General features: G+C 60.3%; 14 protein-coding genes. 7 read left to right on the top strand and 7 right to left on the bottom strand.

The window, feature by feature from the left end; genetic code table 11:
* Nucleotides 1-2: 2 nt before the first annotated feature.
* Nucleotides 3-1,415, bottom strand: a complete 1,413-nt coding sequence (gene trpE, locus HKD24_RS08970) for an anthranilate synthase component I (protein ID WP_194259981.1) — start codon at nucleotides 1,413-1,415, stop codon at nucleotides 3-5.
* On the bottom strand, nucleotides 1,415-3,352 hold the full coding sequence (locus HKD24_RS08965) for a peptidylprolyl isomerase (RefSeq protein WP_194259980.1): 1,938 nt from the start codon (nucleotides 3,350-3,352) through the stop codon (nucleotides 1,415-1,417). Before HKD24_RS08965 ends, trpE begins: the two co-directional genes overlap by 1 nt.
* Before the next feature lie 183 nt (nucleotides 3,353-3,535).
* Here HKD24_RS08965 and tpiA point away from each other — a divergent pair, with 183 nt between their 5' ends.
* From tpiA to kdsA, 4 genes are all read left to right on the top strand, one after another.
* Entirely contained in the window at nucleotides 3,536-4,351 is an 816-nt protein-coding gene (tpiA, locus tag HKD24_RS08960) for a triose-phosphate isomerase (protein WP_194259979.1), read from the top strand.
* Entirely contained in the window at nucleotides 4,348-4,689 is a 342-nt protein-coding gene (gene secG, locus HKD24_RS08955; RefSeq protein WP_011253786.1) for a preprotein translocase subunit SecG, read from the top strand. The genes tpiA and secG overlap by 4 nt, the downstream gene beginning before the upstream one ends.
* 103 nt (nucleotides 4,690-4,792) lie before the next feature.
* Nucleotides 4,793-6,424, top strand: a complete 1,632-nt coding sequence (locus HKD24_RS08950; RefSeq protein ID WP_194259978.1) for a CTP synthase — start codon at nucleotides 4,793-4,795, stop codon at nucleotides 6,422-6,424.
* The gene (kdsA, locus tag HKD24_RS08945; protein WP_194259977.1) at nucleotides 6,421-7,245 is read left to right on the top strand and encodes a 3-deoxy-8-phosphooctulonate synthase; all 825 of its coding nucleotides are present in this window, start codon (nucleotides 6,421-6,423) and stop codon (nucleotides 7,243-7,245) included. The genes HKD24_RS08950 and kdsA overlap by 4 nt, the downstream gene beginning before the upstream one ends.
* Here kdsA and HKD24_RS08940 read toward each other — a convergent pair.
* On the bottom strand, nucleotides 7,242-7,718 hold the full coding sequence (locus HKD24_RS08940) for a DUF3429 domain-containing protein (RefSeq protein ID WP_228124288.1): 477 nt from the start codon (nucleotides 7,716-7,718) through the stop codon (nucleotides 7,242-7,244). The two genes, kdsA and HKD24_RS08940, sit on opposite strands and share 4 nt — an antisense overlap.
* A gap of 102 nt (nucleotides 7,719-7,820) precedes the next feature.
* Here HKD24_RS08940 and eno point away from each other — a divergent pair, with 102 nt between their 5' ends.
* The gene (eno, locus tag HKD24_RS08935) at nucleotides 7,821-9,101 is read left to right on the top strand and encodes a phosphopyruvate hydratase (protein WP_194259975.1); all 1,281 of its coding nucleotides are present in this window, start codon (nucleotides 7,821-7,823) and stop codon (nucleotides 9,099-9,101) included.
* Nucleotides 9,102-9,243: 142 nt separating this feature from the next.
* The gene (locus HKD24_RS08930; RefSeq protein ID WP_194259974.1) at nucleotides 9,244-9,573 is read left to right on the top strand and encodes a septum formation initiator family protein; all 330 of its coding nucleotides are present in this window, start codon (nucleotides 9,244-9,246) and stop codon (nucleotides 9,571-9,573) included.
* Between the two features lie 82 nt (nucleotides 9,574-9,655).
* Here HKD24_RS08930 and rpmG read toward each other — a convergent pair whose 3' ends face one another.
* Nucleotides 9,656-9,823, bottom strand: coding sequence for a 50S ribosomal protein L33 (rpmG, locus tag HKD24_RS08925; protein ID WP_011253780.1), 168 nt, complete (start codon nucleotides 9,821-9,823; stop codon nucleotides 9,656-9,658).
* A gap of 302 nt (nucleotides 9,824-10,125) precedes the next feature.
* Between rpmG and lexA the strand changes: the two genes are divergently transcribed.
* Complete coding sequence (gene lexA, locus HKD24_RS08920) at nucleotides 10,126-10,842, top strand: transcriptional repressor LexA (protein WP_194259973.1); 717 nt, start codon at nucleotides 10,126-10,128, stop codon at nucleotides 10,840-10,842.
* A gap of 48 nt (nucleotides 10,843-10,890) precedes the next feature.
* Here lexA and HKD24_RS08915 read toward each other — a convergent pair whose 3' ends face one another.
* The 3 genes from HKD24_RS08915 to uvrC all read right to left on the bottom strand — a co-directional run bounded on the left by HKD24_RS08915 (nucleotide 10,891) and on the right by uvrC (nucleotide 14,229).
* Nucleotides 10,891-11,496, bottom strand: a complete 606-nt coding sequence (locus HKD24_RS08915; RefSeq protein WP_194259972.1) for a hypothetical protein — start codon at nucleotides 11,494-11,496, stop codon at nucleotides 10,891-10,893.
* 102 nt (nucleotides 11,497-11,598) lie between these two features.
* The gene (gene pgsA, locus HKD24_RS08910; RefSeq protein ID WP_194259971.1) at nucleotides 11,599-12,201 is read right to left on the bottom strand and encodes a CDP-diacylglycerol--glycerol-3-phosphate 3-phosphatidyltransferase; all 603 of its coding nucleotides are present in this window, start codon (nucleotides 12,199-12,201) and stop codon (nucleotides 11,599-11,601) included.
* 90 nt (nucleotides 12,202-12,291) lie between these two features.
* Nucleotides 12,292-14,229, bottom strand: coding sequence for an excinuclease ABC subunit UvrC (gene uvrC, locus HKD24_RS08905; protein ID WP_228124287.1), 1,938 nt, complete (start codon nucleotides 14,227-14,229; stop codon nucleotides 12,292-12,294).
* Nucleotides 14,230-14,371 lie beyond the last annotated feature (142 nt).

Genomic DNA, 14,371 nt, shown 5'->3' with positions numbered 1-14,371 from the left:
CGTCAGGCTTTTGCGGCGGTCGCGACGGCGATTTCCGCCGCCCGGAACAGCGCACGAGCCTTCGCCTGCGTCTCGCGGAACTCGGCGTTCGGATCGCTGTCTGCGACCACGCCACATCCGGCCTGCACATACATATTCCCGCTCTTGAGAACGGCCATGCGCAGCCCGATGCAGGTGTCCATTTCCCCGTCCGCCCCGAAATACCCGACGCAGCCGGAATACGGCCCGCGCCGTGTCGGTTCCAGTTCGTCGATGATTTCCATGGCGCGGATCTTGGGTGCGCCCGTCAATGTCCCGGCAGGGAAAGCTGCCACAAGCGCATCCATCGCCGTTTTGTCGTCCTTGATGCGGCCGGTCACGGTCGAGGAAATATGCATGACGTGGCTGTAGCGCTCGACGACGAATTTCTCCGGAACATCGACGGTCCCGAGCTGGGAGACGCGCCCGACATCGTTGCGCCCGAGATCGATCAGCATCAGATGCTCGGCCAGTTCCTTGCGGTCGGCGAGAAGCTCTTTTTCAAGTGCTAGATCCTCGTCGCGGTCCACTCCGCGCGGACGTGTGCCCGCCAGCGGACGTACCGTGACTTCGCCGTCGCGCAACCGCACGAGGATTTCCGGAGAGGAGCCTACGAGGGCGTAATCCTCAAGCTCCATTACGAACAGGAACGGCGCCGGATTGACGCGGCGCAGGCTGCGATAGAGCGAGAGCGGCGACAGCGGGAATGGCGTCGTGAAGCGCTGGCTCGGCACGATCTGAAAGGCATCACCCGCGGCGATATAGTCCTGCGCCTTGCGGACGTGATCCTCAAACTGCTGCTGCGTCATGTTCGAGACCGGTGGCGCCAGTTCCGTACCGGCCGGCAGCGTTTCGCGCGTATCTCCCAGCGGCGCGGCCAGAGCGGCTCGCGCCTGATCCAGAAGCGCGTCGGCCTCCGCATCCGTCGTCTGACCACGCACGGGCACGGCCAGCGTGAGTTCGTCCCGCACGGAATCGAAGACGGCGAACAGGCGCGGACGGATCATGATGCCTTCCGGCAGTCCCAGATCGTTGACCGGCGCGTTCGGCAGGCGCTCCATCTGGCGCACCATGTCGTAACCCAGCACGCCGAACACGCCGCCGATCATCGGCGGCATTCCGGCTGGAAGCTCCATCTGGCTTTCGTCCACGATGGTCTTCAGCGTCTCGAGTGGCACGCCATCGACGGGCCTGCCGTCCAGCGTGACCTTCCCGTCCCGGCATTTCCAGACCAGATCCGGCAGAAGCGCGATTACGGAATAACGCCCACGGGCCGCACCACCCTCGACGCTCTCGAGCAGCAGACGGTACGGATCGTCAGAGAGTTTCGAAAGCCGGAGAAAGGCCGAGACTGGCGTGAGAAGATCGGCGGCCTCGATGCTGTAGACGATACCCATTACTGCGCCCCGTTTCCTGCTGCCGGCGCGGCCGCAGTCACGACCTGATTATAAAGCGCCATGTTGATGTGCGACGGTGGAACCGCCTTTTCCATGGCAGCATTCAGGGCGACCGGAATGTCGGAGCGCATGGACTGGACATATTCGCCCGAAAGCTGCCCGCCGAGAGTCTTCATGTCCTCAGCCGAGGCTGGCTTGTCGGCTGTCACATTGACCAGCCAGAACGCATCCGGCGTCTCGAACATGCCGCTCGTGCCCGGCTTGAGGCCGAAGACGCCGCGCAGGACATTCTGCGGCAGGCTCTGATCCGGATGAACCCGCGACACGGTGACGTCCTGACGCAGGGCTGACGCTTCAGGCTGTCCGTCGAGAGCCTTGCGCAGCGTGCCAGCCTTGGCGGCGTTGAACAGCGCCGTGGCGCGCAGATCGGCGGCATGGTGCTTCTGCTCTGCCGTCCAGGCCTGCACAACCTGATCGCGCACGCTGTCGAACGGCTTGAGCGTGCCCGGATGGACTTCATCGACAAGCAGCGAGAATGCCGTGCCGTTCGGGCCGTTGACGACGGTCGGCTGGGCACCCTTGGCCTGGGTGAAGATCTGATGGACGATCGCCTGACGCAGCGCGGCATCTCCGGGGATCGGCGCAGGCAGGCCGTCCTGCGTCATGCCGTTGGAATCCAACGTGCCAGCGGCCGGGATGGCGCCGAGATCGCTGGGGATCTGCTCGAGTGTGGAGGAGCCAGCAACCGCATCCTGAAACTGCTTCTGGCGGGCCTGAAGCGCTTCCCCGGCTTCCTGGTTCTGGACCTGCGTCTTCAGGTCATTCTTCGCCTGCTCGAACGTGGTCTTGTGAGGCGCGATGACAGCAGAGATGTTGAAGACGACCCAACCCATGCCGGTTTTTTCCGGACCGGAAATCCGGTCAGCCGGAGCGGCAAACGCGACCTTGGCAAGCTCGGGGTTCGGGATGTCGCTCTGACGGACAGATGGCAGTGAGACCGCTGCGGCCTCGGGGAACTTCTTCTGGATGTCATCCCAGGATATTCCGCCCTTCCAGGCGTTTGCGGCGGCCTCGGCTTTCGTCTGATCCGTGAAGGTCAGGACCTGAAGCGTCCGCGTCTCGGGGACGTCATAGGTCCGTGCCTGGAAATCGTAGAGGCGGTGCAGGACGTCGTCGGGAACCTCGATCGTCTTTGCAACGCTTTCCGGCGTCATGACGACCATTTTTGCATGCCGGTATTCCGTCGTGCGGAACATCTGCGGGTGGTTGTCATAGAAACGGTGAAGCTGGTCATCCGTCGGTGCTGTCGGGACAGTGCCGCTCGCGAACGGGATCTGCACCAGATCGAACACGCGCTGGCTCGCATCGAAAGACAGCATCCGCTCCGTCAGGGACGACGGCGCAACCACCGACTGGCCCATACCCTGTAGAAGCCCGCGGGAAGCGATATCTTCGCGGATGGCCTGAAGCAGCTTGCCTTCGGAGAGCCCGATCCGGGCCAGACGGTCATTGAAGACGCTGCGGTCAAACTTTCCGGCGGCATTGTGGAAAGCAGGAATGGCAAAGATTTCCTGCCGGACCAGTTCGTCAGGCACCACCATGCCAGCACGTGCGGCCGCAAGCTGGGTCTCGTTCTGGATCACGAGATTTTGAAGCGTCTGGCGAGCGACCTGTTCGACCTCGCCTTTCGGCAGCTTGGACGGATCGGCGAGGCCGATCTGTTTGGCGACGACCGGGAGCTGGGCCGAAAGCGCGCGGCTGAAATCATCCGGCGTGATGCTGCGCTCACCCACGCGCACCACTTCATTGGAGCTTGCCGTCCCCATGTTGGAATACACGTCCCCGACGCCCCAGCCGATGAAGGCCAGAAAGATCAGCAGCGCGGCGGCACGGCCGGCCCAGGAGTCAACGAAGAGGTGGCGGAGCGTGGTAATCATAGGGTCAGGGCAGATCCGGATGACGGGATGGTGCGGGCATGGAAGGCCCGCTAGAACTTGCGGCACCATAATGTCGTGAGAACGGCTTGACCAGAAGCAGACCGGAACGAGATCTGTCGTTGAGTGTTCTGTTGGTTCGGAGCCTGCGATACCGCAGCCATTTCGCAGTCCGTCCCCGGGACGATGCAAGGAGGAAAAGTGCCCCCATTACCCAGGCTTGTCGTAGGGAACTGGAAGATGCACGGCCTGCGCGAGCAGTCCACAAGACTGGCCCGTGCCGTCGCTGAAGGCGCGCAGTCCTTGCCCGATGATGTCCGGCTCGTCCTGTGCCCTCCCTTTACGCAGCTCTCCAGCGTTCACGGCATCATCAATGCTGCGGGACCGGAAACGCCTGTCTGTCTCGGGGCGCAGGACTGCCACATGACGTCTTCCGGTGCCCATACCGGAGATATCTCGGCTGAAATGCTGGCTGATCTGGGAGTGCGCTATGTCATTCTCGGCCATTCCGAACGGCGTCAGGCCCATGGCGAGACCGATGCACTGATTCGCCAGAAGGTCGAGGCTGCCGAGGCTGCGGGCCTTGTTCCCATCGTATGCATTGGCGAGACAATGCAGGAGCGGCTTGAAGGCCGGACGACCACTGTTCTGGCCACGCAGGTCGAGGGTTCCCTGACGGATGGCTTCAGCGGTGTGCTGGCTTACGAGCCCGTCTGGGCCATCGGAAGTGGCACTGTTCCGCCGATCGACGAGCTTGAGCGGACCCTCTCTTTGCTGCATGGACTGTTGCAGTCCCGTCTCAAGACGGATGACATTCGCGTCCCGATCCTGTATGGCGGCTCCGTAACACCGGCTCAGGCGCCGACCATCTTTTCCATCGGGTCGCTCGGAGGGGTGCTGGTCGGCAGTGCCAGTCTGGAAGCAGAGCGCTTCCTGCGCATCGCCGAAGCAGCGTCTTTCCGCCTGACGTCCCAACCATTGTCCGGACCCTATCGTTCATGACCACTCTTCTGCTTGCTCTCAACCTGCTGGTCACACTGGCGCTGATCGGGGTGATTCTCATCCAGCGCAGCGAAGGCGGCGGCCTCGGTATTGGCAGCGGCCAGGGCATGGGCTCCTTCATGAGCGGCCGTGGAACGGCAACGCTGCTGACGCGTGCCACGTCCGTCCTCGCCGGCATCTTCATGCTGCTGTGCTTGGTGCTGGCCGTCATGAACCGTGGCGCCTCTTCCGGCGTCGGCTCGCATGACATTTTGGCCGAACCGCCTGCCGCAACCCAGACGACCACCACCACAACTCCGGCTGCACCTGCTGCTCCGGCTCCCGCACCCGCTCACTGACCGGGCCTGAAAATCCCCGTTCAAACTTTTTAACGGGGATCTTTTCAACAGACGCGTCTCTTCGCTTCCCCTGCCCCATGTCGGCAGTGTATGAAGACCGCCCATGACGCGTTTCGTATTCATCACCGGCGGTGTGGTATCTTCTCTCGGCAAGGGCATCGCTTCAGCGGCCCTCGCTGCTCTCCTCCAGGCGCGCGGATACAAGGTCCGCATGCGCAAACTGGACCCCTATCTCAACGTGGATCCGGGCACCATGAGCCCGTACCAGCACGGTGAGGTGTTCATTACCGATGACGGGGCGGAAACCGACCTCGATCTCGGTCACTATGAACGCTTCACGGGCGTACACGCGTCACGTGCGGACAACACCACGACGGGACGGATCTATTCGGATGTGATCGCCCGCGAACGCCGCGGCGACTATCTGGGCGGGACCGTACAGGTCATTCCGCACATCACGGACGCCATCAAGGACGTCGTGGTCACGGGTACCGACGACTATGATTTTGTCCTCGTGGAAATCGGCGGCACGGTCGGCGACATCGAGAGCCTGCCCTTCCTCGAAGCCATCCGTCAGCTGCGCAATGATCTCGGCCATGCCCAGACCATGTGCGTGCACCTGACCCTCCTGCCCTATATTCCGGCAGCTGGCGAGCTTAAGACGAAGCCCACACAGCATTCCGTCAAGGAACTGCAGAATGTCGGCATTCAGCCGCAGATGCTGTTGTGCCGCTCGGACCGTCCTATTCCGGACAACGAGCGTCGGAAGATTGCCAATTTCTGCAACGTCCGTCCGGAAGCCGTCATCGCGGCGCTCGACGTGGACACGATCTATGCCTGCCCCATTTCCTATCACAATGAGGGAATGGATCAGGAAGTCCTGCGCTATTTCGGCCTGCCCTATGACAGCAAGCCGGACCTCTCGCGCTGGGAAAAAATCGTCCATGCGATTCGCGAGCCCGAGGGCGAAGTCCGCGTGGCTATCGTCGGCAAGTACACGGCTCTGCTCGACAGCTATAAATCACTGGCCGAGGCCCTGCTGCATGGTGGCATCGCCAACCATGTGAAGGTGAAGCTCGACTGGATCGAATCGGAAGAGTTCGAGAAGAACGGCAACATTTCCGAGCGCCTGAAGGATGCGGACGCCATCCTCGTCCCGGGTGGCTTCGGTGAGCGCGGTGCGGAAGGCAAGATCCAGGCTGTCCGCTACGCCCGTGAGCACAACATCCCGTTCTTGGGTATCTGCTTCGGCATGCAGATGGCCGTGATCGAATGTGCACGTTCGCTGGCGGGTCTGCCCAAAGCCTCGTCCACCGAGTTCGGTCCCACGGATGAGCCTCTGGTCGGTCTGATGACCGAATGGGCCCGTGGCAGTGAGATGCTCCGTCGTCGCGAAGGCGGCGATCTGGGCGGTACGATGCGTCTGGGTGCCTATCCGGCCAAGCTGGTTCCGGGCTCCCGCGTGGCCGAAATCTACGGCCGCACGGAAATTCGCGAACGCCATCGTCATCGCTGGGAAGTCAACGCGCACTACAAGGACCGCCTTGAAAAGACCGGTCTGCGGTTCTCCGGCCTGTCACCTGACGGTGTGCTGCCAGAAGTGATTGAATATCCGGATCACGCCTGGTTCGTGGCCGTGCAGTATCACCCGGAACTGCTTTCCAAGCCTTTCGACCCGCATCCACTGTTCGCAGGCTTCATCGCCGCGGCCGTCAAGGAGGCTCACAGCAAGTGAGCTTCCGGATTGGAGACCTTACGGTCGGTCAGGATCAGCCTTTCACGCTGATTGCTGGTCCCTGCCAGATCGAATCCCGCGAGCACGCAACGGAGATGGCTGACGCCATCTCCGGCATCTGTCGCGAGCTTGGCATCGGGCTGATTTACAAAAGCAGCTTCGACAAGGCGAACCGCAGTTCGGTCAATGCCGCGCGCGGCGTTGGCATGGATGCTGGTCTGGACATCCTCGCTGGTATCCGCGAGCGCTTTGGCGTTCCTGTCCTGACCGATGTCCATACAGCCGAACAGTGCGCACCTGCGGCTCAGGCCGTGGATGTGCTCCAGATCCCGGCCTTCCTGTGCCGCCAGACGGATCTGCTGCTGGCTGCTGGCGAAACGGGCCGTGCCATCAACATTAAGAAGGGCCAGTTCCTCGCCCCGTGGGACATGGCAAATGTCGCAGCGAAGATCGCGTCCACGGGTAATGAGCGCATCATGCTCTGCGACCGTGGCACGAGTTTCGGTTACAACACGCTTGTGAGCGATATGCGTGGTCTGCCGATCATGGCGCAGACGGGCTATCCGGTCGTGTTCGACGCCACGCACTCGGTCCAGCAGCCGGGCGGTCTTGGTGCGTCAACGGGTGGACAGCGCGAATTCGTCGAGCCTCTGGCCCGTGCTGCCCTTTCGATTGGCGTGGCTGCTGTTTTCATCGAGACGCATCGGGACCCGGACCACGCCCCAAGCGATGGCCCGACCATGGTGCCGCTCAGTGAAATGCATGGTCTCCTGACGCGCCTGAAAGCCTTTGACGCTCTGGCGAAATCCTTCCTGTCCTAAGTGCCAGATGGTGCCAGAGCGGCCAGAAACAGGCTCAGCACCACGACAGTCGTAAGGCCAGTCCGAAGCGGCAGATAACCTGGGGGAAGAGCACCTTTCCTCCAGGCTTCCCGCTCCACGAGGAATGTCCCGACAAAGCCGATGATTTCCAGCCCGAAACCGGCACGGACATGTCCCAGCACACCCACACAGAGCGCAAGCCATGCCCAAAGCGCAGGGCAGACGCCCAGTACAAGACGCTGACGGTCCCGCTGTGACGTCCCGCCTACCGTGATGATGTCCGGCCGCTCCATGGCCAGCCCCCAGTGCACGGCTCCCAGAAACGACAGGATGCAGGCCCCGTACGCCAGCAGAATGATCTTCAGATGCGGCAGAGGCGCAAACAGCCCGGCCAGGAAGATCCAGCCGCCGAGCGTCACGAAGGGGATCAGTCCGGCGATGCCGAGCACGAAAACGGGAAAAGGAAGGCGCATGTCGTCGTTGACCTCACGGCGTGATTTTGAGACTTGAAATAGCTGTTCCATTCTGAACGGTCACGAGCCACCCCGGTTCACGCATATCCAGGAGAGCTTCCATTGAGCGCCATCGTTGATATCACCTCCCGCGAAATCCTGGACAGCCGCGGCAATCCTACCGTCGAGGTCGAGGTCGAGCTGTCCTCGGGTGCCCGCGGCCGCGCTGCTGTCCCGTCCGGTGCCTCTACAGGCGCTCACGAAGCCGTGGAGCTGCGTGATGGTGACAAGTCCCGCTACGGCGGCAAGGGCGTCCTGAAGGCCTGCAGCCACGTTGAAAACGACATCCTCGAAGTTCTTCAGGGTGCCGAATCGGAAGACCAGATCGCCATCGACAATGCGATGATCGATCTGGACGGAACGCCGAACAAATCCCGTCTGGGTGCGAACGCCATCCTCGGTGTTTCCCTCGCCGTTGCCAAGGCCACGGCCGAGGAACTGGAACTGCCGCTGTACCGCTACGTCGGCGGTGCCTACGCCCATCTTCTGCCGGTGCCGATGATGAACATCGTCAATGGCGGTGAGCATGCCGACAACCCGATCGACATCCAGGAATTCATGATCCAGCCGGTTGGCGCGCCGACGGTTGCCGACGCGATCCGCATGGGTTCGGAAATCTTCGCACGTCTGAAGAAGGGTCTGTCCGAAGCCGGGTACAACACCAATGTCGGCGATGAAGGTGGCTTCGCACCGAACCTGAAGTCTGCGGATGAAGCTCTTGGTTTTATTGCTAAATCCGTTGAGGCCGCTGGTTACAAGCTCGGTGAGGACGTGACCTTCGCACTCGATTGCGCTGCTACCGAGTTCTATGCGGATGGTCGCTATAACCTAAAGGGGGAAGGCAAGGAATTCGATGCTTCGGGCATGATCTCTTACCTTGAGGATCTGGCCAACCGTTACCCGATCGTCTCCATTGAGGACGGTCTGGCGGAAGACGACTGGGAAGGGTGGGCAGAGCTTACGACCCGTCTGGGCAAGAAACTTCAGCTTGTTGGCGACGACCTGTTCGTTACCAACCCCGAGCGTCTGCGTCGTGGCATCAAGGCCGGCACGGGGAACGCCCTGCTCGTGAAGGTCAACCAGATCGGCACGCTGACCGAGACGCTTGAAGCTGTGGAAACCGCACACAAGGCCGGTTACGCCTGCGTCATGAGCCATCGCTCGGGTGAAACGGAAGATTCTGTGATCGCCGACCTCGCGGTCGCCACGAACTGCGGTCAGATCAAGACGGGCTCCCTCTCCCGCTCCGATCGTACGGCAAAGTACAACCAGCTGATCCGGATCGAGCAGCAGCTCGGCAGCGCAGCCCGTTACGCTGGCCGCAGCATTCTCAAGAACACCTGAGTTCTGCCAGACGGCCCCGTCTGCCTGGTGAGACTGGGCCGTCTTCTTATCCAGGATATGAAAGATATCCGTATCATTCATTGTTTGGTCACAGATGACTGATATAGACTGACGCAGTCATTCAGAACGGAGTTTGCACGACGTGACACTGGTCCGACTTATCAAGCGTGGTGTCCGCGCCGTGGCTCCTCCGGCTTTCTTCTTGTCCCTGACCGTTTATTTCGGTTGGAATGCGCTTCACGGCGCGCATGGCATTCATGCCTATCAGGAACAGGCGCAGCTTGAAAAAGATGCCGTCCAGGCAAAACAGGACGCCGAAGACGAACAGAATGTCTGGCGTCGTCGTGTCGTTGCTCTCAAGGAAAAGGCGCTGGACGCTGATATGCTGGACGAACGGGCCCGCGCCACGATGAACCTGACGCGGAGTGGTGATCTGGTTGTCCCCTACGGCCCGCATGACAAGCTGTTCTGAGCAGTGGTCAGGAAATCTTTTCCATCAGACACAAAAAAAGCGGCCAAAGGCCGCTTTTTTTATGAAGACTGTCTGAACAGTCTTACTTGATCTTGGCTTCGCGGAACACGACGTGCTTGCGTGCAACCGGGTCGTACTTGCGCACTTCCATCTTTCCCGTAGCGGAACGGGCATTCTTCTTCGTGACGTAGAAGTAGCCGGTTTCGGCTGACGAAACGAGCCGGATCTGAATAACGTTGCTCTTTCCCATGATACCCTCGGGCTTTCGCCATACTGATGCCGCTCGAAGGTGTCGATGCAGCATGTTGATCTCTAGATTGGGCGCACCATGCTGATTTGTGCCTCAAAGGTCAAGAGCTTCCCGCACGATTTCGCAGTTTTGCTCTGTTTTCAAAGGCTTTCGCTGCCAGGAAATCTGATCAGTCATCCGTGTACCCCCTGCTCTTTTGCTTGTGAGGCAACAGAGAGGAACCTATAAGGAACAAATGCAGGATGCGTCTCATTCTGCAGTTTTCTCGACCTGCCTCCGCCGAGGCGCATGGGAGCGCCTGTATGCTGACCCGCAAGCAGCACCAGCTTTTGCTATATATCGATGATCATCTTCGCCGGACGGGATATTCCCCCTCATTCGACGAAATGAAGGACGCCCTTGAACTGCGTTCGAAGTCCGGCATTCATCGCCTGATTTCTGCGCTGGAAGAGCGTGGCTTCCTGCGCCGGCACCATCATCGCGCCCGTGCCCTTGAAGTGCTGCGTCTGCCTCACATGGGAACCGAAGCGCCTGTCGCCTCGTCTGCTGGAGCGGGATTTGTCCCGGCTGTCATCAGTCAGCACCAGACGGAACTTGAAGGGGCTTTCTCCGAGGCCAGTGTGGCCAATGACCGTCAGACCGTCACCATTCCTCTTTATGGTCGCATTGCAGCCGGTCTTCCGATTGAGGCCATGCAGGATGACAGTGACTGGATCGAAGTTCCGATTTCCCTGCTCGGGACCGGCGAGCATTATGCCCTGACGGTTGCGGGCGATTCCATGATCGAGGCAGGTATTCTGGATGGGGATATCGCCATCATCCGGCGTCGGGAAACGGCCGAAAACGGACAGATCATCGTTGCCCTGATCGACGGACAGGAAGTGACGCTCAAGAAACTGCGGCGCCGTGGTTCGATGATTGCGCTGGAAGCCGCCAACCGGGATTACGAAACCCGCATTTTCCCGGCGGAACGTGTCCATATCCAGGGACGTCTGGTCGCACTTTTTCGGCAGTATTAAGCGCGGCTCATACAATAATGGCGGCTATGAAAGCCGCCAGTCACCGGTTTATTTCGGAACCGCGGGTACGCCGCGGACGACCTTCACGCTTCCATCCGGAGCGATCAGCGTACTCGTGCCGTCTCCGTTCGGAATGACGATGGTCTTGCTCGGATTCTTGTTCAGGAAATGCCCGGCGCTGTCGGGAACGGAAGATGGAAGCGTTGGAATGACGTGGCTGCGGTCGCTGCTCACGCCCTGGTGCATATCGACACTTTCGCCGACCGACATGCTCTGTCCCTGCTTCAACTGGGGACCGGATGCCCCCAGGGCGCCCTTGCTGCCGATGCCACCCATGAAGTTTTCGTCAAGCGCCGCACCACCGAAATAGGTCGCCGGATCGCCCAGGGCGTGACTGAACGTACTGTTGGGGTTCTCGACGTCCTTGAGGGTCGGAAGTGGCTGTGGAGGGCCTGGCCAGATGTTGCCGCTCTCGGGGAAAATCGGTGTTTCGGCGAACTTCTCACCACGTGCACGGTGAATGTTCTCACTGTCACCATGGGGTCCATTTGGATTATCGAGCGCGGTCCATAACATTGTGTCCTGGATATACTTGCCCATGCCTGAACAGCCGCTCAGAGCGAGAGGTAGTGCCAGCAGAGCGGCCTTCCGCATTTCTTACTCCCACAAGGTCAATAAATGACCTTTAGCGGTCCTTGTAACGGAGCGCCAGATGAAGACAGTCAAACACAGCAACAATTCTTCCTTCGGAAGACATCAGAAGCTGATTTTGGATGATTTACGGGTTTGTCCCGCCATGATGCGGGTCAGCCCCGCAGTCAGATAACCCCAGCCGCTGATGACGGTCGGAATGACCGAGAACCAGAGCAGGATCCCGCCGATCAGGCTGGCGGGCAGGAAGGAGAGACCCAGCATTCCGGCCGCGCCATCTCCACCGATCAGGAATCCGATGGCGACCATCTGGATGCCGGTCTTCCATTTCGCAAGCCGCGTCGATGGCAGCGTTTCCCGCTGGGACGCCATGTATTCCCGCAGACCGCTGACCAGGATTTCCCGGACCATGATGATGATGCCCGCATAAAGCGAGAAGACCGGAAGCTGTGTGAGGCCGGCCAGAGCTAGCAGGAGCGAGCCGACCAGAAGCTTGTCGGCGATGGGGTCCATCATCCGGCCAAGTTCGGAAAGCTGATGCCAGCGACGTGCCAGGGCCCCGTCAAGATAGTCCGTGATGCACGCGGCCGTGTAGACCACGCAGGCAATCACGTTCGCAGTCGGCGAATGCACGGAGAGCAGCACGACCAGTACGGGAATGGACGCGATACGCAGCAGTGTCAGAATGTTTGGCAGATCTGTCAGCATCGTGGCCAGTCTAGAACAGTTTCCGTCTCTCCGGTATGCGCCAATGTGTCCGCCAAAGATGTATTTTTCGTGTAAATCCTGACAGACGTTCTAATGGCTGCGATCGTCAACCGAAGCTTTCTGGACCCATTCCGGGTGAAAATGCCCGTAGATCGCGGTCGCCGTGCCGGAACTGATGCCCGGCGCATTTTCCAGTTCCTCCAGACTGGCCTGCCTGACCGATTTCGCCGAGCCGAAATGATTGAGCAGTGCTTTTTTCCGTGCAGCTCCGATTCCCGGGACGTCGTCCAGCTCCGAGCTTCGTAACCCCTTGGATCGCCCTGCTCTGTGCGTCGTGATTGCGAATCTGTGGGCCTCGTCACGCAGACGCTGCAGATAGTAAAGCACGGGATCACGCGGCGGCAGCTGGAACGGCGGCTTTGTCTCCGTGAAGAACCACTCCCGTCCCGCGTCCCGGTCCGGCCCCTTGGCGATGGCGACAATCGGAATGCCGGTCACGCCCATATCGGCGAGAACGGCCCGCACCGCGTTGAACTGCCCGAGACCACCGTCAATGAGGAGCAGATCCGGCCAGTCCTCGGGGCGCTCTCCGTTTTCGGGGCGTCGTCCGAACCGGCGCTCCATCACTTCCCGCATCATGCCGAAATCGTCTCCAGGCGTGACCGGGCCCTTGATGCTGTATTTGCGATAGGCGCGTTTGTTGAATCCTTCCGGCCCACCCACAACCATGACACCGTAAGGCGCCTGTCCCATGATATGGGAGTTATCGTAGGTCTCGATCCGCTGGGGCGTTTCCGGCAGCCCAAAGACCTCGGCCACACCTTCGAGCAGTTTGCGCTGCCCGGTATTCTCCGCCAGTTTCCGCTCCAGCGCTTCGCGGGCGTTGAGCGCTGCATGCTCGACGACATCTTTCTTCTCGCCGCGCTGGGGTCTCAGGATTTCGACCTTCTGTCCTCGCCGGATGCTGAGCGCCTCTTCGACAAGTTTCAGTTCAGGAATTTCGCAATTTACGAGGACTGTCGGCGGCGGCGGCTTGTTGTCATAGAACTGGATCATGAAGGCTGACAGCACGTCTGCCGCGCTCTCTTCCTCCAGATGTGCCGGATAAAACGCCCGATTGCCGTTATTCCGGCCGCCACGGATGAAGAAGACCTGAATGCAGCTCTGGCCGGCTTCCTGCCAGATCGTCATGATGTCGGCATCATTGATCGTGGACGGATTGATTGTGCTGGAGCCCTGAATGCTGGCAAATCCGCGGATCCTGTCACGGATCGCAGCGGCGCGCTCGTAGTTCATGTCCTGCGAGGCCTGCTCCATTTCTGCCGCCAGACGCTGCTGCAACTCGGTGCTATGGCCCGACAGGAACTGCCGCGCCTCGCTGACCAGTTCGGCATAATCCGTCTTGGAAATCCGATCCACACAGGGCGCGGAGCAGCGCTTGATCTGGTACAGCAGGCATGGCCGCGTCCTGCTGTTCAGGACGGCATCCGAGCAGGATCGCAGCAGAAAGCTGCGCTGCACCAGATTTAGCGTCTGATTGACGGCCCAGGCATTCGCAAACGGTCCCCAGTATGTCGCGCCCTTGACCGGCTTGCCGCGCTGCTTGGTGATCTGCGGAAACTCATGGTTCTCCGTCAGCATCAGCCATGGATAGCTCTTGTCATCGCGCAGCAGGATGTTGAAGCGCGGCTTCATCCGCTTGATGTAATTGGCTTCCAGAAGCAGGGCGTCCGCTTCCGTCCGCGTGATGACGATCTCCATCGAGACGGTCATCGACACCATGCGCCGCAGTCGCTCCGGCAGCTGGTTGAGGCGGGTATAGGACGACACGCGCTTCTTCAGGCTCAGCGCCTTGCCAACATAGAGAACCTCACCCTTGGCACTCAGCATGCGATACACGCCAGGGCTGTAGGGAATGGTCTTCAGCGCTTCCCGGATAGCTTCCACGCCCTGCTTTTTTTGTGCAGGAACAACGGGTTCGGCATGATCGCTCGCAGGGTCGATGTCGTGTGGAGGAAGGTCGGTCATTCGGCTTCTTCAGTCATCCACTGAACCTGTGGAAAAGTCTGTGGGCTGCTCCGTGACAGAATCATGAAACCCCCGGTTTGCCAGACCTGCCATCAGATTGCCCAATTTTTAATCATGTTTTGCAAGTCATTGAAAACGCTTG

Origin of the sequence: Gluconobacter vitians, from assembly GCF_015244565.1 — a bacterium.
Lineage (GTDB): Bacteria > Pseudomonadota > Alphaproteobacteria > Acetobacterales > Acetobacteraceae > Gluconobacter > Gluconobacter vitians.
The sequence above is the reverse complement of the archived record's forward strand: the minus strand, read 5'-3'. Positions and strand labels throughout refer to the sequence as shown.

Excerpts from the sequence above, each read along its gene's own strand:
- tpiA (WP_194259979.1), top strand. The coding sequence starts at position 3,536 with ATGCAAGGAGGAAAAGTGCCCCCATTACCCAGGCTTGTCGTAGGGAAC.
- uvrC (WP_228124287.1), bottom strand. The coding sequence starts at position 14,229 with ATGACCGACCTTCCTCCACACGACATCGACCCTGCGAGCGATCATGCC.
- HKD24_RS08940 (WP_228124288.1), bottom strand. The coding sequence starts at position 7,718 with ATGCGCCTTCCTTTTCCCGTTTTCGTGCTCGGCATCGCCGGACTGATC.
- HKD24_RS08950 (WP_194259978.1), top strand. The coding sequence starts at position 4,793 with ATGACGCGTTTCGTATTCATCACCGGCGGTGTGGTATCTTCTCTCGGC.
- pgsA (WP_194259971.1), bottom strand. The coding sequence starts at position 12,201 with ATGCTGACAGATCTGCCAAACATTCTGACACTGCTGCGTATCGCGTCC.
- HKD24_RS08965 (WP_194259980.1), bottom strand. The coding sequence starts at position 3,352 with ATGATTACCACGCTCCGCCACCTCTTCGTTGACTCCTGGGCCGGCCGT.
- rpmG (WP_011253780.1), bottom strand. The coding sequence starts at position 9,823 with ATGGGAAAGAGCAACGTTATTCAGATCCGGCTCGTTTCGTCAGCCGAA.
- HKD24_RS08915 (WP_194259972.1), bottom strand. The coding sequence starts at position 11,496 with ATGCGGAAGGCCGCTCTGCTGGCACTACCTCTCGCTCTGAGCGGCTGT.
- lexA (WP_194259973.1), top strand. The coding sequence starts at position 10,126 with ATGCTGACCCGCAAGCAGCACCAGCTTTTGCTATATATCGATGATCAT.
- trpE (WP_194259981.1), bottom strand. The coding sequence starts at position 1,415 with ATGGGTATCGTCTACAGCATCGAGGCCGCCGATCTTCTCACGCCAGTC.
- secG (WP_011253786.1), top strand. The coding sequence starts at position 4,348 with ATGACCACTCTTCTGCTTGCTCTCAACCTGCTGGTCACACTGGCGCTG.